The 16,794-nt window shown below is 75.1% G+C and carries 15 protein-coding genes and 2 pseudogenes; 10 read left to right on the forward strand and 7 right to left on the reverse strand.

Annotated elements, in window-relative coordinates; translation table 11 throughout:
- Positions 1 to 13: 13 nt before the first annotated feature.
- Positions 14 to 613, reverse strand: a complete 600-nt coding sequence (locus tag ACWIX7_RS23655; protein WP_448618846.1) for a TetR/AcrR family transcriptional regulator — start codon at positions 611 to 613, stop codon at positions 14 to 16.
- An 80-nt stretch (positions 614 to 693) separates the two neighbouring features.
- Positions 694 to 1,077 carry a nuclear transport factor 2 family protein gene (locus ACWIX7_RS23660; RefSeq protein WP_448618847.1) on the reverse strand — a complete coding sequence of 128 codons (384 nt, stop codon included), beginning with the start codon at positions 1,075 to 1,077 and terminating at the stop codon, positions 694 to 696.
- Positions 1,078 to 1,206: 129 nt separating this feature from the next.
- Between ACWIX7_RS23660 and ACWIX7_RS23665 the strand changes: the two genes are divergently transcribed.
- Complete coding sequence (locus ACWIX7_RS23665) at positions 1,207 to 1,731, forward strand: gamma carbonic anhydrase family protein (protein WP_448618848.1); 525 nt, start codon at positions 1,207 to 1,209, stop codon at positions 1,729 to 1,731.
- A 7-nt stretch (positions 1,732 to 1,738) separates the two neighbouring features.
- Positions 1,739 to 2,653 carry a ribonuclease Z gene (locus ACWIX7_RS23670; protein WP_448618849.1) on the forward strand — a complete coding sequence of 305 codons (915 nt, stop codon included), beginning with the start codon at positions 1,739 to 1,741 and terminating at the stop codon, positions 2,651 to 2,653.
- Here the strand turns inward: ACWIX7_RS23670 and ACWIX7_RS23675 are convergent.
- Positions 2,650 to 4,254 carry a hypothetical protein gene (locus ACWIX7_RS23675; protein ID WP_448618850.1) on the reverse strand — a complete coding sequence of 535 codons (1,605 nt, stop codon included), beginning with the start codon at positions 4,252 to 4,254 and terminating at the stop codon, positions 2,650 to 2,652. The two genes, ACWIX7_RS23670 and ACWIX7_RS23675, sit on opposite strands and share 4 nt — an antisense overlap.
- 90 nt (positions 4,255 to 4,344) lie before the next feature.
- Between ACWIX7_RS23675 and ACWIX7_RS23680 the strand changes: the two genes are divergently transcribed.
- The 3 genes and pseudogenes from ACWIX7_RS23680 (at position 4,345) to mug (ending at position 6,760) form a co-directional block, all read left to right on the forward strand.
- A complete protein-coding gene (locus tag ACWIX7_RS23680) occupies positions 4,345 to 5,739 on the forward strand; it encodes a thioredoxin family protein (protein WP_448618851.1) in 1,395 nt (464 codons plus the stop codon).
- Positions 5,736 to 6,254, forward strand: a pseudogene (locus ACWIX7_RS23685) (UGSC family (seleno)protein). The gene ACWIX7_RS23680 and the pseudogene ACWIX7_RS23685 overlap by 4 nt, the downstream one beginning before the upstream one ends.
- Positions 6,251 to 6,760 carry a G/U mismatch-specific DNA glycosylase gene (gene mug, locus ACWIX7_RS23690; protein WP_448618852.1) on the forward strand — a complete coding sequence of 170 codons (510 nt, stop codon included), beginning with the start codon at positions 6,251 to 6,253 and terminating at the stop codon, positions 6,758 to 6,760. The pseudogene ACWIX7_RS23685 and the gene mug overlap by 4 nt, the downstream one beginning before the upstream one ends.
- Positions 6,761 to 6,771: 11 nt before the next feature.
- On the opposite strand, the gene ACWIX7_RS23695 is transcribed toward mug, so the two are convergent.
- On the reverse strand, positions 6,772 to 6,915 hold the full coding sequence (locus ACWIX7_RS23695; protein WP_448618853.1) for a hypothetical protein: 144 nt from the start codon (positions 6,913 to 6,915) through the stop codon (positions 6,772 to 6,774).
- A 16-nt stretch (positions 6,916 to 6,931) separates the two neighbouring features.
- On the reverse strand, positions 6,932 to 7,414 hold the full coding sequence (locus ACWIX7_RS23700) for an N-acetyltransferase family protein (RefSeq protein ID WP_448618854.1): 483 nt from the start codon (positions 7,412 to 7,414) through the stop codon (positions 6,932 to 6,934).
- A 95-nt stretch (positions 7,415 to 7,509) separates the two neighbouring features.
- On the opposite strand from ACWIX7_RS23700, the gene ACWIX7_RS23705 reads away from it, so the two are divergent.
- The gene (locus tag ACWIX7_RS23705) at positions 7,510 to 7,968 is read left to right on the forward strand and encodes a winged helix-turn-helix transcriptional regulator (protein WP_448618855.1); all 459 of its coding nucleotides are present in this window, start codon (positions 7,510 to 7,512) and stop codon (positions 7,966 to 7,968) included.
- A gap of 847 nt (positions 7,969 to 8,815) precedes the next feature.
- Entirely contained in the window at positions 8,816 to 9,985 is a 1,170-nt protein-coding gene (locus ACWIX7_RS23710) for an IS110 family transposase (protein ID WP_448622184.1), read from the forward strand.
- 618 nt (positions 9,986 to 10,603) lie between these two features.
- Here the strand turns inward: ACWIX7_RS23710 and ACWIX7_RS23715 are convergent.
- Positions 10,604 to 11,107: pseudogene (locus ACWIX7_RS23715) on the reverse strand (DUF222 domain-containing protein); the annotation flags it as partial.
- Between the two features lie 817 nt (positions 11,108 to 11,924).
- Between ACWIX7_RS23715 and ACWIX7_RS23720 the strand changes: the two are divergent.
- Positions 11,925 to 13,298, forward strand: coding sequence for an FAD-dependent oxidoreductase (locus ACWIX7_RS23720; protein ID WP_448618856.1), 1,374 nt, complete (start codon positions 11,925 to 11,927; stop codon positions 13,296 to 13,298).
- Between the two features lie 54 nt (positions 13,299 to 13,352).
- On the opposite strand, the gene ACWIX7_RS23725 is transcribed toward ACWIX7_RS23720, so the two are convergent.
- The gene (locus tag ACWIX7_RS23725) at positions 13,353 to 14,294 is read right to left on the reverse strand and encodes a cold-shock protein (RefSeq protein ID WP_448618857.1); all 942 of its coding nucleotides are present in this window, start codon (positions 14,292 to 14,294) and stop codon (positions 13,353 to 13,355) included.
- A gap of 566 nt (positions 14,295 to 14,860) precedes the next feature.
- Here ACWIX7_RS23725 and ACWIX7_RS23730 point away from each other — a divergent pair.
- Positions 14,861 to 15,445, forward strand: a complete 585-nt coding sequence (locus ACWIX7_RS23730; protein ID WP_448618858.1) for a hypothetical protein — start codon at positions 14,861 to 14,863, stop codon at positions 15,443 to 15,445.
- Between the two features lie 204 nt (positions 15,446 to 15,649).
- Positions 15,650 to 16,708 (forward strand): 2,3-butanediol dehydrogenase, encoded by a 1,059-nt coding sequence (locus ACWIX7_RS23735; protein ID WP_448618859.1) that lies wholly within the window; start codon positions 15,650 to 15,652, stop codon positions 16,706 to 16,708.
- Positions 16,709 to 16,794: the final 86 nt, after the last annotated feature.

Genomic DNA, 16,794 nt, shown 5'->3' on the forward strand with positions numbered 1-16,794 from the left:
GGGGCTCCTCGGGTCAGTGGGGGAGGGCGGCCAGGCCGCGGGCGAGTACGTCCCACGCCTCGTCGACGAGGCGGGGCAGGGAGTCGGTGAACCCGCCGGTGAGCCAGCGGTGCAGAGCGGTGCGCAGCACCGCGCCGCTGGTCAGCGCCAGCAGCGTGGGCAGGGTGTCGGTGTCCACGTCGGTGCCGGTGCGCTCGGCGACGGCGGCGGCCAGGGCGCGGTCGGCCTCACCGAAGTGGGTGACCAGCCGGCCGACGAGACCCGGGTTGGCCTCGATGACCTGCAGCCGCAGCGGCCACAGTTCGGGCTCGCGCGCCATCTCCTCGGCCCGCGCGCGCTGGACGGCGCGCAGTGCCGCGACGGCCGGCTCGTCCGCGGGCCGCTCGGCGAGCGCCTGCGCCGTCCGCCGCAGTTCGGCCGGGTCCAGGCCGAGGACCGCGTCGTCCTTGGTGGCGAAGTAGTTGAAGAAGGTGCGCGGGGAGACGTCGGCTCGGGCGGCGATGTCGTCGACCGAGACGCCGTCCAGGCCGTGCTCGGCCACCAGCCGGAGCGCGGCCTCGTGGAGCGCGGCCCGGGTGGCGGCCTTCTTGCGCTCACGGAGTCCGGTGGTCACCCAGCCATCGTTGCACCGTCTGCAACTTTGCGGACTCTGCAGGACTTGTCGTGTCCGTCACGGCGGACGCGTGCCGCGGTTCAGGCCGGCCGCGCCGTCGGCGCGTACGCCAGCAGCCGCCACGACCCCCCGCTCCGCGTCCAGACGGCGAGGGCCAGGTTGTCGAGCGTCTTCGGGACGCCGGCGACGTCGACCACCGCGGTCATCCGGCCGACGACGATCGCGGTGTCGCCGGTGACCTCGACCCGGTCGACCGGGTGCTCGGCCCGGCGGTACACGTAGTACCGCGACCGCAGCTCGGCGAGGTACTCCTCCTTGGTGTCCCGGCTGCCGCTCGAGTGCGTGTAGCAGAGCCCGTCGGCGAGCGACTCCCCGAGCGCGTCCAGGTCGCCGTCGACCATCGCCCGGTACCGGCGGTCCTCCGCCGCGAGCACTGCCTGCACGTCGTCCGGGCTCCCGGTCACGGGGCCATCGTGACCCGTCCGGCCGTCGGGCCGCACCGCGAGTCGGCGGTGGGTCGGGCGACGGACGCCGAAAGCACCGTGGATCACACCCGGTGAGGGAGGGACTGCACCGGCCCCTACGCTCCGCCCGTGCCGCTGTTCTCCTTCGAAGGCCGTGCCCCCTCCGTCTCCCCGGAGGCCTGGATCGCACCGACCGCCACGCTCGTGGGGGACGTCGTCGTGGAGGCCGGGGCGTCGGTCTGGTACGGCGCGGTCCTGCGCGCGGACTTCGGCCGCATCGTGGTGCGGGCCGGCGCCAACGTGCAGGACAACTCGGTGCTGCACGGTGGTGCGGACCCGGAGACCGAGATCGGGCCGGGCGCGACCATCGGCCACCAGTGCGTCGTCCACGGCGCGGTGGTGGGCGCAGAGGCGCTGATCGGCAACGGCAGCACCGTGCAGGACGGCGCCCGCATCGGCGCCCGGGCGCTCATCGGCGCGCACAGCCTGGTGCCGCCGGGGGCGGTTGTCCCCGACGGGGTGCTGGCGCTCGGCGCCCCGGTGACGGTGCGGGGACCGCTCAGCGAGGGGGCCGCGGTCTGGGTCGACGGCAACCCGTCGATCTACCGGGAGCTGGCCCGGCGGCACGCGGCCGGCGTCGAGCAGGTCGGCTGAGCTGGCGGTGACGGTCCGCGAGCTCGTCGTCCTCGGCACCGCCAGCCAGGCGCCCACCCGCACGCGCAACCACAACGGTTACCTGCTGCGCTGGGACGGCGAGGGGCTGCTGTTCGACCCCGGCGAGGGCACGCAGCGGCAGATGCTGCTGGCCGGCGTCCCGAGCAGCGCGGTCACCCGGATCTGCCTGACCCACTTCCACGGCGACCACTGCCTGGGTGTGCCGGGCGTGGTGCAGCGGATGTCGCTGGACCGGGTCGCGCACCCGGTGGTCGCGCACTTCCCGGCGTCCGGGCGGGAGTACTTCGGCCGGCTGCGCGCCGCGTCGGTGTTCCACGACGTCGTCGACCTGCGCGAGCAGCCGCTGACCGCCGACGGACCGGTGGCCTCGGGGCCGTCGTGGACGCTGGAGGCGCGCCGGCTCGACCACCTCGTCGAGTCCTTCGGCTACCGGCTGGTCGAGCCCGACGGCCGCCGGATGCTGCCCGAGGAGCTGGCCCGCGCGGGGGTGTCCGGCCCGGACGTCGGCCGGCTGCAGCGCTCCGGGTGGCTGGACGTCGGCGGGCGGACCGTGCGGCTGGAGGAGGTGAGCGCCCACCGCCCGGGGCAGCGGGTGGCCTTCGTGATGGACACCCGGCTGTGCGACGCGGTCCCCGCACTGGCCGACGGCGCGGACCTGTTGGTGATCGAGTCCACCTTCCTCGAGGAGGACGCCGCGCTGGCCCGCGACCACGGGCACCTGACCGCCCGGCAGGCGGCGACGGTGGCCGCCGAGTGCGGCGTGCGCCGACTGGTGCTCACCCACTTCTCCCAGCGCTACCCCGACCCCTCGCGGTTCGCCGACGAGGCGGCCGCGGTGTTCGACGGAGACCTGGTGGTGGCGGCGGACCTGGGCACCGTGCCGGTGCCGCGCCGCGCCTAGCGGACCTCGCCGGAGCCGTAGTCGCCGAACGGCTCGGTGGCGACGGCGCTGATCGGCACCTCGGCCAGCGCCCGGCCGGCCGCGTCGAGGGTGCGCACCTCGCGGGCGCCGGCCGGGAGGAGGGCGGCCCCGCCGCCGTCGGGCAGCGGGACGGTGGCGAGCACGCCGCCGCGCTCGTCGAGCACGGCGGCGGCGGTGGCCGGGGCCGGCGCGGTGACGACCAGCCAGCGGCCGGCGTCGGACGGCTCGGTCTCGGGGGAGGACAGGTCGCAGACCCGCGCCACGACGAGCCCGGCGACGTCGGTGGTGCCCGGCGGGGTGTGCACGCCGCACGGCACGGTGCGCCCGGCCCCGGAGCTGCCGAGCTGCCCGGCCCGGGTGGTGACGACGAGCCCGCCGCCCGGGCTGCGGCCCACGACGACGGCGGCGCTGCCCGGCACCTCGGGCATCGGCAGGGTGCCCGACCAGAGCAGCTGCGGCTGCAGCTCGGCGGGCTCGGTGCCCAGCGGGACGGCGATGTCGGTGAGCGCCTCGGTCACCAGCCGGTCGGCCGGACGGGTGGTCGCCGGGCGCAGCGGGTCCAGCGGCGGGACGTCGACGGCGCCGACCGGGAGCGCGGGACTGGTGACGCCGGCGCGGTACAGCGGCTGCCCGTCGCGCAGCACGCGGACGCTGGTGCCGGATCCGGCGGCCGTCGTCGGGACCTCGGTGACCGCGAGGCCGTCGTCCGCCGGGACCGGCTCGTAGCTCCGGCCGACCGTGCCCCGCGGGCCGACCTGGAGCCGGGGGGAGACCTCGACCTGGTCGCCGGGGGCGGTGACGACGACGAGGGTCGCCGGGCCGGGGCCGCCCACCAGCAGCGACGCCGGCCGGTACGGGCCGAGGTCCTGCGGGACGTGGCGGGTGAGCTGCTCGGGCGGTGCGCCCACCGGACCGGTGAGCCAGACGCCGCGGACGTCCTCGTCGACCGTGCCGGCGAGCAGGACGACGCGGCCGGCGGGGGTGTCGGTGGCGAGGACGACGCGCCGCTCCTCGACCGGGGGCGGGGTCAGCGGGCCCCAGTCGGCGCGGCGCGCGGCCTCGACGAAGGCGGTGTCGTCGGCGAGCGAGCCGCGGGTGGGCTCGGTGAGCACGGGGACGTCGGCGGCCTGCTTCTGGGCGCTCGGCGCGTCGGGCGGCTCCACGCTCAGCTGCGGGACCACCAGGGCGGCGGCGGCCACGGTGGCGGCGGCCGCGGCGGCGATCCCGGCGGCGCGGACCCGGCGCTGCCGGCGGGCGCGGCCGAGGGCGTCGGCGGCGGCTGCGTCGGCGTCCAGGCGCCAGCGCGCGGGCGGGACGGCTGCCGGTCGGGGGCGGTCGTCGAGCGACTCGAGGACCTGCCCGTCCCCGTGCGGCGACGCGGCGGCGTGCAGGGCGTCGGCGGCGGTGGTCGCGGGATCGGTGCCGCGCCGTCCCCAGTGCCGCCGGGTGCGGGCCAGGGCGCGCTGGACGGCGTCCTCGGCGCGGTCGGGGTCGCCGGTCAACCGGAGCGCCTCGGCGAGGAGGCCGTCGCGCTCGGCGGCGACGAAGCGGCGGAAGGCCGCGTCGTCGTCCTCGCCCATGCCGGTCCTCTCTGGGTGCGCTGTGCCCGGAGCCCCAGTGTCCCGCTCCGCGGTCGTCCGGACCCACTGCTGGGGCTAGCGTCAGCAGACGTGCAGCTGCCCGACGGACTGGTCGCCGTCGTCAAGCGGGACTGCCCGACGTGCACCCTCGTCGAGCCGGTGCTGCGTGGGCTGGGTGCCGCGGTGTGGTGCCAGGACGACCCGGACTGGTTCGACGGCGACGACACCGGTCTGGAGCTGTCGTACCGGCTGGGCATCGAGACCGTGCCGACGGTGCTGCGGGTCGAGGACGGTCGGGAGACGGGCCGGGTCGTGGGGTGGAGCCGGGAGCAGTGGGAGGAGCTGACCGGGGCCGCCGGGCTCGGTCCCGGGCTGCCCGATCACCGGCCCGGCTGCGGGTCCCTGTCGGTGGACCCCTCCCGGGTGGACGAGCTGGAGGCCCGCTACGGCGACGGGCTGGCCAGCCGGCGGGTGGCGCTGGCCGACCTCGAGGACGAGCACGAGGCGCTGTTCGACCGCGGCTGGACCGACGGGCTGCCCGTGGTCCCGCCGACGCCGGAGCGGGTCCTGCGGCTGCTGCGGGGGACGACGCGGGATCCGCGCGAGGTGGTCGCCGTCGTCCCGCCGGACCTCGTGGCGTGCACCGTGGAGAAGGTCGCGGTCAACGCGGTGATGGCCGGGTGCCTCCCCGAGTACCTGCCTGTGGTGCTCGCCGCGGTGGAGGCCGCCTGCGCCGAGGAGTTCGCCCTCCACGGGCTGCTGGCCACCACCTACTTCTCCGGTCCGGTCGTGGTGGTCAACGGCCCGGTCGCCCGGCGGGTGGGCATGAACAGCGGGGTCAACGCTCTCGGCCAGGGCAACCGGGCCAACGCCACGATCGGCCGGGCGCTGCAGCTCGTCGTCCGCAACGTCGGCGGCGGCCGGCCCGGGGAGGTGGACCGGGCCACGCTCGGCAACCCCGGCAAGTACACCTCCTGCTTCGCCGAGCGGGAGGAGAACAGCCCCTTCGCTCCCCTGGCCGCCGACCGCGGTGTGCCCGGGGACGCGGTCACCGTGTTCGCCGGCGCCGGAGTGCAACCGGTGGTCGACCAGCTCAGCCGCGACCCGGAGTCGCTGGCCCGCAGCCTCGCCGCCTGCCTGCGGGTGAACGCCCACCCCAAGCTGCCGATGGCCTTCGACGCCATGCTGGTCGTCTCCCCGGAGCACGGCCGGGTGTTCCGGGAGGCGGGCTGGGACCGGGCGCGGCTGCTCGCCGAGCTCGACGGGCTGCTGCGGCTGCCGGCCGGCGAGCTGGTGCGGGGGGCGGGGGGCATGGCCGAGGGGCTGCCACCGGGGGTCGAGTTCGAGCAGCTGCCGAAGTTCCGCCCGGGCGGTCTGCTCGTGACGCACGCCGGCGGGGACGCCGGTCTGTTCAGCGCGATCATCGGTGGGTGGGTGTCCGGCGAGACGGGGAGCGTCCCCGTGACGAGGGAGGTGCGCGGGTGAGGACCGTCCTGGACCCGACCGGCGAGCGCAGGCCGGCGACACGGGAGCTGCTGCCCCGGCCCGGTGCGCTGCGCGGCCGGACCGTCGGCCTGCTCGACATCGGCAAGGCCCGCGGGGACGTCGTCCTGGACCGGCTGGAGGAGCTGCTGCGGGCCGACGGGGTGCGGGTGCTCCGGTACCGCAAGCCGACCTTCGCCCGGCCCGCCCCGGTGGACCTGCGGCACGAGATCGCCGAGCACTGCGAGGTGGTCATCGAGGCGCTCGCCGACTAGGGCTCGTGCACGTCGTGCAGTGTGCACGACATCGCCGACCTCGAGCGCCGCGGTGTGGTGGGGGTCTTCCTCGCCAGCGAGGCCTTCGCCGAGGCCGCGCTCGTCCAGGGCCGGGCCCTCGGGTACCCGGCTCCCGCCGTCCTCGTGCCGCACCCGGTGCAGGACCGCACCGACGACGAACTGCGTGCCGCCGCCGACGCCGCTTATCCCGCGGTGGTCGCTGCGGTCACGGCGGCCCGGTGAAGCCGCTGCGCGACGTCATCGCCCCCGACCTCGACGTCGTCTTCTGCGGGATCAACCCGTCGCTGCTGTCGGCCGAGCGCGGGCACCACTTCGCCCGGCCCGGCAACCGCTTCTGGCCTGCGATCCACCGGGCGGGCCTCACCCCGCGGCTGCTTCGGCCCGAGGAGGACGTGCAGCTGCTCGACCACGGCCTCGGGGTGACCAACGTCGTCGACCGCCCGACCCGGACCGCCGCGGAACTATCCCCCGAGGAGCTGCGGGCTGGCGCCGTGGCGCTGGGCGAGCTGGTGGCGCGGTACCGGCCGCGGGTGCTCGCCGTCCTCGGCATCACGGCCTACCGGATCGGCTTCGACCGGCCGCGCGCGGGCGTCGGGCTCCAGCCCGAGCGGGTCGGTGGCGCGGCGACCTGGGTGGTCCCCAACCCGAGCGGCCTGAACGCCCATCACCAGCTGCCCGACCTGGCCCGGCTCTACGGGCAGCTGCGGGAGGCGGCGCTCTCCGGCTGACCGTCGGGCCGTCAGCGGCGGGTCGAGAGGGCGCGCAGCTCGTGCGCGGACTCGACGGTCGGGGCGCGGGCGAGCAGTCGCTCGAAGGCGCGGTCCTCGCGCACGCGGGCGCGGGTGCGGCGGCGCTCGGCGATGGTGGTGCGCAGACGGGACACGGTGGTTCCTCTCGGGTCAGGCGGCGGCGGGCACCGTCGCGCTGGGCAGGGCGCTGTGCACGGCGTAGACCCCGTGCTCGGGGGTGAGGCGCGCCCCGGGGAGCAGCCGGCGGACCAGTCCGACCATGCGGTCGTTGTCGGCCTGGACGTCGCCGGTGAGGCTGCGGACGCCGCGGCGTGCGGCCAGCTCGGTCAGCTCGGCGAGCAACTGGCGGCCGACGCCGACGCCCTGCCAGGCGTCCTCGACGACCACGGCGACCTCGGCGGACGCGGGGTCGGCGGGGGAGCGGTCGTAGCGAGCCACCCCGATCACCTCGCCACCGACGACGGCCACGAGCGCCTCGCGCAGGTCGTGGTCGACCTCGACCAGCCGGTGTGCGTCCCCCGGCGGGGAGCGCAGCGGTGCGTGGAAGCGCCGGTAGACCGTCTCGGGGGAGAGCCGGTCCCACAGCCGGCAGAACAGCGGGGCGTCGTCCGGCCGCACCGGCCTGGTCGTCACGGGCAGATCCATCCCGGCCTCCCTGAGTTCGTGTGCCGAACTCTGCTCCTCCCGAGTGAGTTCGTCAAGTGAACTCAGCGGGCTATGCTGGTCCTGTGAGCGAAGCCGAGTGGGACCGGTCGCGGTGCTCGGTCGCGGGCACGCTGGCCGTCGTCGGCGAGAAGTGGAGCCTGCTGGTCCTGCGGGAGGCGTTCCTCGGAGTGCGCCGGTTCGCCGACTTCCAGCGGGTGCTCGGCGCACCGAGAGCGGTCCTGACCGACCGGCTCGCCACGCTCGTCGACCAGGGCATCCTGCGGCGGGTCCCGTACCAGGCCCCGGGGGAGCGGCAGCGGCACGAGTACCGGCTGACGCAGAAGGGCATCGACCTGCACCCCGTGCTGGTGGCCCTGATGAGGTGGGGGGACCAGTACCTGGCCGAGGACGGCGACGTGCCCCTCGAGTTGCGGCACCGCGACTGCGGGGAGCCGGTGCGCCTGGCCCTGGTCTGCGACGCCGGCCACGAGCTCTCCGGGGCCCGCGACGTGCGGCCGGCGCCCCGGGGCTCCGCGGGGTGACCACACCGGCGGCCGGCGCACACCGTCCGCCGGTCGCTCACTGCCGGGACCCCGAGCTCGCCCGTGTCCACGGGCAGCAACGGCCCCGCGTCCGATCGGTGCCGCCAGCCAGCGCCGGGGTCAGAACGGTGGGAGGTCGGCGTCCGGGTCGGGTGCTGGCGGTGGGTGCTGGCCGGGTCCTGGTCCGGGTGGTCGGGTGAGGACGCGGGGGCCGACCGGCTGCAGGCCCGGTGGCCGGCTGGTGCGGGTGACCCCGGAGGGTGCGGTGACGGTGAGGATGCCGTCGGGGTCCATGGCGAACCGCCAGCCGCGGGCGTGGGTCTTGAGCCGGTGGTGGGTGCGGCACAGGCAGCACTGCTAGACCTGAAGGGCAGCCTCTGAGGGGTGCTGACGAGGCCTTCGGGTCTGACCGCAAGGGGTACAGGACCGGCCCAGTGGTCCACTCGGGAGTTGTTGGCCCGGAGGCTTCGCCGCTGCCCCTCTGACCGGGCTGCCGCTCCGCCTGACCGAAGGCAGCACACGGGCGCTTCGCTGCCTCGAATCTGGCCTGTCGGCGGGCGGCAGCCCTTCTCGGCTTCACCCCGGTCAGATCCAAAGAATGGCTCTGGTGTCATTGTCCGCAACGGCGGATCCTCGCCCTGTGGACTGACTTCTTGGATCACTGACCCTCGTGTCTTGCAATGGACTCGTCGCCGCAGGTACCGAGCTCCGTTCCTTTGACCGCCAGCCCGCGTGACCGAATAGGAGCGTGCCACGCCGCTAGTGCATGGCCGATAGCAGTGCTGTCCATTGCGGACGAAGCGGTCGAGAGGTCCCTTCGGAAGTCGACAGGAGTAGTGCAGAAGTGATGAAATCGAAGGCTTCAGGTCGAACGGCCGATCCGGTCGCCAGTCTGTTCCGGGAAAGAGCGAAGACAACGGCTCCTGGTTCGGCGCAGGAGGTGTGGATCGGCATCGACACCCACAAGGACGTCAACGTCGCCGCCGCCGTCGACGAGGCCGGCCGCACGATCGGCGACGAAGCCCCCGCCTCCATCACCGTGCCGACCACGCCGGCCGGCAACGCCGACCTGCTGGCCTGGGCCGGCAGTCTCGGCGCGACCGTCGTGGCCTTCGCGGTGGAAGGCACCGGCAGCTACGGGGCCAGCCTGACCCGGTTCCTGCAGGCCAAGGGCCAGTACGTGGTCGAGGCGACTCGGCCCAAACGGGAGGACGCCGCGGTCCGCCGTAACCGGGGCAAGTCCGACGCCATCGACGCCCTGCTCGCCGCGCAGCGGCTGCACCGGCTGGAGCTCAAGATCAGCCCCAAGTCCCGGGTCGGCGACGTCGAGTGCCTGCGCATGCTCCGCGTCGCCCGCAAGACCGCGGTCAAGGCCCGCACTCAGGCGCTGAACTCGATGAAGGCCCTCATCGTCACCGCACCCGACGACCTCCGCGAGCAGCTGCGCGGACTGACCAAGGACACGCTGCCCGACAAGTGCGCATCGTTGCGGCCGAAAGGCACCGAGCCCACCGCGGCAGCGAAGCTTGCGCTGCGCAGCCTCGCCCGGCGAATCCATGCTCTCGACGCCGAGCTCCAGGAGCTCGACAGCGAGATGGCCACGATCATTGAGCGCGCCGCTCCGCAATTGCGTAGCCGCATGGGCGTGGGAACCGACGTGGCGGCCGCTCTTCTGGTCGCGGCCGGCGACAATCCCGACCGCATGAGAAGCGAATCCTCGTTCGCCGCCATGGCTGGAGTCAGCCCCTTGCCCGACGGTAGCGGCAAGACCAATGGCCGCCACCGGCTCAACACCGGCGGCAACCGCGACGCCAACAATGCCCTCTGGCGCATTGTTCTGACCCGCATGAACCACGACCCGCGCACCAAGGCCTACGTCATGCGCCGCACGCTCGAGGGAAAGGACAAGAAGTTCATCATGCGAGCGCTCAAGCGCTACGTCGCCCGAGAGATCTACGCCGCCGTGATGGCCGACCAGCCCGCCCTCGCGGCCCGTTCCTCGCCGCCACCGCGCTGACACCCGACGCCGCTTGACGAGACATAGGAGCGTCAGGTTGGCGCAGTCGGTGGCCCCGCCGTCAGCGTGCGGGACGACGTGGTCGGCGTCGACCCAGCCGGCCCGGTTGTCGCAGCCGGGATGGCGGCAGCTGCGGTCCCGGGTGGTGATGAACCGGTCCTGCGCGGCGGTCGGTCTGTAGGCCTGGGTCGGTTCCGGCCGGGTGATCACCGCACAGCCGCGGTCCCCGGCCGGGTGCTCCGGGCAGCCCCGCCGCGTCGCCTGCCGGAGTTCGTGCAGCGTGGCCACGGCCTGCAGGGCGCCCGCGTCGTCGGTGAAGGAGAAGGTGCTCGACCCGTTCGCCGGCGGCTGGAAGCCGGCGGCGTCGAGCTGGGCGAGCAGGTCCCGCACGTGCGCGGCGGTGATCGGGGTGCCGGCGACCGCACCGGTGGGCTCGGCCACGTCATCGGGCCGCTGGAACTCCGCCGGCAGCGGCGCACCGGCGGCCAGGAACCGCTCCGGCGTCAGGGCCCCGAGGGGCACCTGGATCTCGAGGTGCGCGGCCACCGGCTCGGGCGCCAGACACGGCCGCAGCACCAGATCGGCCAACACCCCCACCCGCAGCAGGCCGATCGGGCGGGCGTCGCCGGCCTGGTGCGCCCGCCAGGCCAGCTCGTCGATCGTCGCCTGGCAGGCGGCGGCCAGCTCATCGGGCATGCCGGCGACCAGCTCGCTGATCCCGTCCCCGACCGAGCGGCGGCGCGCGGTGACCGCCCGGTGCGCGCGTTCGCGGCGGCGATCGGAGGCCGCCGCATCGCGGGCGGCCGGCTCGGCGCGCAGCCGGGCCTTGAGCTTGCGGATGGACAGCGAGGCGGCCTCGGGCAGCACGGCGGCCTCCACCGCGGCGATCACCTGCGGGTCGGTGCCGTGCGCCGGCCAGCCCAGCTCCTCGCTGATGGTGCGGGCGCGGGGCCAGTCCAGCCGGCCCTGCGCCAGCTCGGCCAGCGTCGCGGCCAGCGACCGGGTCAGCGTCAGTGCGTGCTCGGTCAGCGTCGACGCGGTCGCGCGGGCGCAGCTGAGGGTGAGGGCCAGCTCGTCGGCGAAGAACTCCGACACCCCGTCCGGCGCGGCGCCATTCGCCATGTCGGCGGCGGCACCGGGCTCGCCGGGCTGGCAGTCGGCCGAGGCAGGGCGGTCGGCGGCGAACGCGGCCACCAGCTCGACCTTGTAGGCAGCGAGCTCCGACTCCAGCTGCTGCACCCGCTGCAGCTCCAGCGCCTTCTCCTCCGGCGACCGCAGGTGCACCGGCAGCACCTCACCCAGCGACGGGATCGCCGTCCCCGGCGGGGCGACCAACGGCAACTCGACGTCGGTCACCGTCAGCCCGACGCCGTAGCCGCCACCGATGAACACACCCCGAACCTACGGCCGGGGTACGACACTTCCCGGCCTTTGACCAGCGGAAACGGTGCCCGACGCGGTCCTGCCGAGGTGATCATGGAGTTGTTGCAGGCGACACGCGGAGACACGCCGCGCTTGTCAGCAACAACCCGATGATCAACGGCGCGAGAGCGGCACCCCGGCCGGTCCAGCAGACCCCCGAGCGTCAGACCGGCTGGGGTCCGGACGGTGGCGGAGCCGACGGGTCGGCGGGACCGGGCACGGGGAACGGGGCCGGCTCGGGCGGCGGCACGGGGTCCACGGGGGACGGCGAGGGCGAAGGAGGTTGCGGACCGGGCGGAGGCGGGACGGTCATGGACCGACGCTAGACCTCGGGAGCAGCTCGCCAGCCGCCGAACGGCGCCAGGAGACCAGCAGCTCGCGGCCGCTGGACCCGCCGGTGAGGACGACGACGGAGCCGGCCACCTCGCGACATCGGACCTCCCGGGGACGACGGTCGGCCCCGGGCTACCCCGGCCTGGACCGGCGGACGCGCACCGGGTCCCCTAGCGTCCGGGACGTGGGCAGACGCGTGGTCGTGATCGGTGGGGACGCCGCGGGTGGCAGTGCGGCGTCGCAGGCGAAGAAGCGACGTCCCGACCTGGACGTCGTCATGTTGGAGCGGGGCCGTGCGACGTCCTACTCGGCCTGCGGCATCCCGTTCTGGATCAGCGGCACCGTCGACTCCGAGGCCGACCTGATCGCCCGCACCCCGGAGCAGCACCGCGCGATGGGCATCGACGTCCGGATGCGGACCGAGGTCGTCGGCATCGACCTCGACCGGCGCGTCGTCCACTGGCGCGGCCTGGAGGACGGCGGCAGCGGCATCGAGCCGTTCGACGACCTGGTGTACGCCACCGGCAGCGTCCCCATGCGGCCGCCGGTGCCCGGCATCGACGCGACCGGGGTCCACGGCGTCCAGACGCTGGACGACGGCGCAGCGCTGCGGGCCGCGCTCGACGACGACGTCCGTCGCGTGGTCGTCGTCGGTGGCGGCTACATCGGCCTGGAGATCGCCGAGGCCTGCCGGATCCGCGGGCTCGACGTGACCGTCGTGGACATGTCGGCGACCCCGGTCGGCACCTTCGACCCCGACGTCGGGGAGTTCATCGCCGAGGCCGTGCGCAAGGAGGGCATCGAGCTGGTCCTCTCCGACGCGGTCGCGGCGATCGAGACCGACGCCGGCGGCCGGGCCCGGGCGGTGGTGACCGCCAGCGGCCGGGAGCTGCCCGCCGACGTGGTGGTGCTCGGCCTCGGTGTGCGCCCGGCGGTCCGGCTGGCCGAGGAGTCCGGCATCCCGCTCGGCGTCTCCGGCGGCATCGCGGTCGACGCGGGGATGCGCACCCGGGTCGAGGGCGTCTGGGCGGCCGGCGACTGCGTGGAGTCGGTGCACCGGCTCTCCGGCCAGCGGGTGGTGGTCGCCCTGGGTACCCACGCCAACAAGCAGGGCCGGGTGGCCGGCATCAACATCGGCGGCGGCTACGCGACCTTCCCGGGCGTCATCGGCACCGCGATCACCCGCATCTGCGAGCTGGAGGCGGCGCGCACCGGGCTGTCCACCGCCGAGGCCGAGGCGGCCGGGTACCAGTTCGTCACCGCCGTCGTCGACTCGACCACCAAGGCCGGCTACTTCCCGGGCGCGCAGCCGATCCGGCTCAAGATGATCGCCGAGCGGCGCAGCGGCCGGCTGCTCGGCGCCCAGGTCGTCGGCCGGGAGGCGGCGGCCAAGCGCGTCGACGCGCTGGCGATCTGCATCTGGAACGAGATGGGCGTCGACGAGATCCTCTCGCTCGACCTCTCCTACGCCCCGCCGTTCTCGCCCGTGTGGGACCCGGTGCTCATCGCCGCGCGCAAGGCCTTCGAGGCCGTGCAGGCCGACGTCCACCAGCTGTAGGCCCCGTCCTCCCCGCCCTCGGCTCGCGACGGGCGGGGAGCACGGGGTCCTCGCTCAAGCGGGGTCGACCCGGTCGGCCTGCCGGCCGCGCTGACCCTCGCTGGCCTCGAACTCGACGCGCTGGCCCTCGTCGAGGCTGCGGTAGCCGCCGCGGTCGGCGATGGCCGAGAAGTGCACGAATACGTCCGGGCTGCCGTCGTCGGGCTCGATGAACCCGAAGCCCTTCTCCGCGTTGAACCACTTCACCGTGCCGTTGGCCCGGCCGCCGCCCGAGGGTCGGCGCCCCTCACCGGCGCCGCCGCGCCCGGCGTCCCGGCCGCCGTCGCGGTAGCCGCCACGGTCCCGGTCCTGGTAGCCACCGCGGTCGCGGTCCTGGTGGCCACCGCGGTCGCGGTCCTGGTAGCCGCCCGAGTCGCGGTACCCACCGCCGCGCGGGCCGGCGTCCCGGGAGCCGCCGCTCCGCTCGGCCGACCGCACGTCCTCGGCCTGCGGGCCGCGCTGGCCCTGGGTGACGTCGAACTCGACGCGCTGGCCCTCGTCGAGGCTGCGGAACCCGCCCCGGTCGGCGATGGCCGAGAAGTGCACGAACACGTCCGGCCCGCCGTCGTCGGGTGCGATGAACCCGAAGCCCTTGTCGGCGTCGAACCAGGAGACCGTGCCGGTGGCCCGCCCGCCGCGCGACGGGCGGCCGCCCTCGCGCCCGCGGTCGCCGCCGCGGCCCCAGTCCCGCTCGTCGTCCCGCCCGCGGCCCCGGTCGTCGCGCCCGCGCTCCTGGCGGCGGGGAGCGCCGCCGACCGGCCGCACCGAGTCGGCCTGCGGGCCGCGCTGCCCCTCGCTGGCCTCGAACTCCACCTGCTGGCCCTCGTCGAGGGAGCGGAACCCGCCCTCGTCGGCGATCGCGGAGAAGTGGACGAACACGTCACGCCCTCCGTCATCGGGTGCGATGAACCCGAACCCCTTCTCGGCGTTGAACCACTTCACCGTGCCCTGCGGCATCCACGTGCTCCTGCACTGCTCGTCGCCGGCGGGCCCATCCCACCGGCCGTCCTCCGGCCCCACCGTCCCCGAGGAGAGGCACGGCCGCGCCCCCAGCCTCCCTCACCCGCCGCGCGCCCGGGCAGGCACCCGGCAGGACACCGGTCACGTCGCCCCCGCGGCGGGCGGACGGCCCGCGGCGGGCGTCCGGTCGAGGCGGACGTCGGGACAGCTCGTCCAGCCGGGCCTCGGCGGTCCGGCAGGCCGTGACCGCCGCACCGCTCGGGGTGCGCGCGAACGCCGAGCGGGCCGCGCCGAGGTCGCGGTGGGCCCCGATGACCAGCCGGTCGATCGCGGACACGGTGCCGACGGCGGGTGACATGGGAACTCCGCTGGGGACTCCGACCGGAGTCCGACTGGCCGGACTCCGGTCGCACGGCTGGACATACCCACCGGTGACCGCTCCCATCCCCGGCCCGGCACTCCCGCGGCGTGTCGCCGAGGTCGGCGGGCGTGTCCCGTTACCCGGGCGCGGGTCCGGGTAGGGGCGGCCACTCGCACGGGGAGACCCGACCGGAGGAGGAACGATGACGTCGAGCAGCGACAACCACGTCGTGGCGCAGGCGGTGCACGACCTGGGCTCGGCCCTGTGGTTCGGCGGGGCGGTGATGGGCATCGCCGGCGTGAACAAGTCCGGCCAGGACCTCTCCCAGGGCCTCGACCGCATCCGGGTGGCCGGGTCGGCATGGAGCCGGTACCAGCCCGCGCAGTTCGGCGGCATCGCCGCCACGCTGCTGGCCGGGCTGCGGCTCACCCAGGTCGGCGGCCGCCGGATCGCCCTGCAGAAGGGCTTCGGCACCGTGGGCGCGCTCAAGGCCGGGCTGGCCGTGGCCGGCGCGGGCGCCACCGCCTACGCCGCCTACACCGGCAGCCGCATCGGCAAGGCCGCCGAGGAGGCGGCGCGCCGCGGTGAGCAGGTGGAGGTCAAGGACGCCACCCTGCCGACCCAGAACACCCCGCCGGAGATCGCCAAGTGGCAGAGCCGGCAGCGGGTGACGCAGTTCCTCGTGCCCGCGCTGGCCGGCGCGAACATCGTCTGCAACTCGTGGCTGGTGCAGTCCTACCGAGTCGGGGCGACGGCCAAGGGCGTGCTGGGCCGGCTGTTCAACTGAGAGAGGACCACCCTCCGCCCCACGCCTCGGAGGCTCGGCGCGGGCCCCTGAAGGGTGGCCCTTCCAGTCCGTCACCGGGCTCAGGGCGGGTCAGGGGACGGGGCAGGGTGCAACCGGCTGCAACGCTCCCGGGGACCGGGCGCCTCGCGGTGTCCTGTCGGCAGCCTCCCGCGCGGAGGTCCACCGACGGACGGAGACGACGCCATGCAGGCAGCCCGGTTCCACGGTCGCGGCGACATCCGGGTCGAGGAGGTCCCGGACCCCCAGGTGCGCCCCGGCACGGTCGCCGTCGAGGTCGAGTGGTGCGGCATCTGCGGCACCGACCTGCACGAGTACCTCGAGGGCCCGATCTTCGTGCCCACGGCCGGGGCGCCGCACCCGCTGACCGGCGAGAGCATGCCGGTGACCCTCGGCCACGAGTTCGCCGGCGTGGTGGCGGAGGTCGGGCCCGGGGTGGACGACGTGCGGGTGGGCGACCGGGTGGTCGTGGAGCCCTACGTCGTCTGCGGCCGCTGCGACGCCTGCCAGCAGGGTCGGTACAACGTCTGCCGCACCCTCGGCTTCGTGGGGCTCTCCGGTGGCGGCGGGGGCTTCTCCCGGTACGTCGTGGCCGAGCGCCGGTGGATCCACCCGCTCGGCGACCTCGGCACGGACGTCGGGGCGCTCGTCGAGCCGCTCGCCGTCGCGTACCACGCCGTCCGGCTCTCCGGCGCCCGGCCGGGGCACGCGGCGGTGGTGTTCGGGGCCGGTCCCATCGGGCTGGTGACCACCGCGGCGCTGACCGCCGCCGGCGTGGAGCAGGTGGTCGTGGTGGAGCCTGCCGAGGCGCGCAAGCAGAAGGCGGCGGGCGCCGGCGCGGCCACCGTGCTCGACCCGCGGTCGGTCGACGTCGTCGAGGCCGTGGAGGAGCTGACGAAGGGCCGCGGCGCCGACGTCACCTTCGAGTGCGCCGGCGTCGACCAGGTGCTGGCGACGGCCATCCGCTCCACCCGTGCCGGCGGCACCTGCGTCAACGTGGCGATCTGGGGGCACGAGGCCCGGGTCGCGATGAACGACCTGGTGTTCCGCGAGGTCAGCGTGCTCGGCAGCCTCGCCTACGCGCATGACCACCCGGCGACGATCGAGATGGTGGCCTCCGGCCGGGTCGACCCGTTCCAGTTCATCACCGGGCGGATCGGCCTCGATGACATCGTCGAGCAGGGGTTCCGCGAGCTGATCGACAACAAGGAGGAGAACGTCAAGATCCTGGTGCAGCCCCGATGACGACGTGACCGGGTCGGTCGACCCGGCCGGTCCGCTCCTCGCTCGCTGGCGCTCGCTGCGATGCTCACTCGCTGTCGGCTCGCTCC

The sequence above is a fragment of the Geodermatophilus sp. URMC 65 genome, from assembly GCF_053502545.1.

Excerpts from the sequence above, each read along its gene's own strand:
- ACWIX7_RS23710 (WP_448622184.1), top strand. The coding sequence starts at position 8,816 with ATGAAATCGAAGGCTTCAGGTCGAACGGCCGATCCGGTCGCCAGTCTG.
- ACWIX7_RS23675 (WP_448618850.1), bottom strand. The coding sequence starts at position 4,254 with ATGGGCGAGGACGACGACGCGGCCTTCCGCCGCTTCGTCGCCGCCGAG.
- ACWIX7_RS23730 (WP_448618858.1), top strand. The coding sequence starts at position 14,861 with ATGACGTCGAGCAGCGACAACCACGTCGTGGCGCAGGCGGTGCACGAC.
- ACWIX7_RS23725 (WP_448618857.1), bottom strand. The coding sequence starts at position 14,294 with ATGCCGCAGGGCACGGTGAAGTGGTTCAACGCCGAGAAGGGGTTCGGG.
- ACWIX7_RS23735 (WP_448618859.1), top strand. The coding sequence starts at position 15,650 with ATGCAGGCAGCCCGGTTCCACGGTCGCGGCGACATCCGGGTCGAGGAG.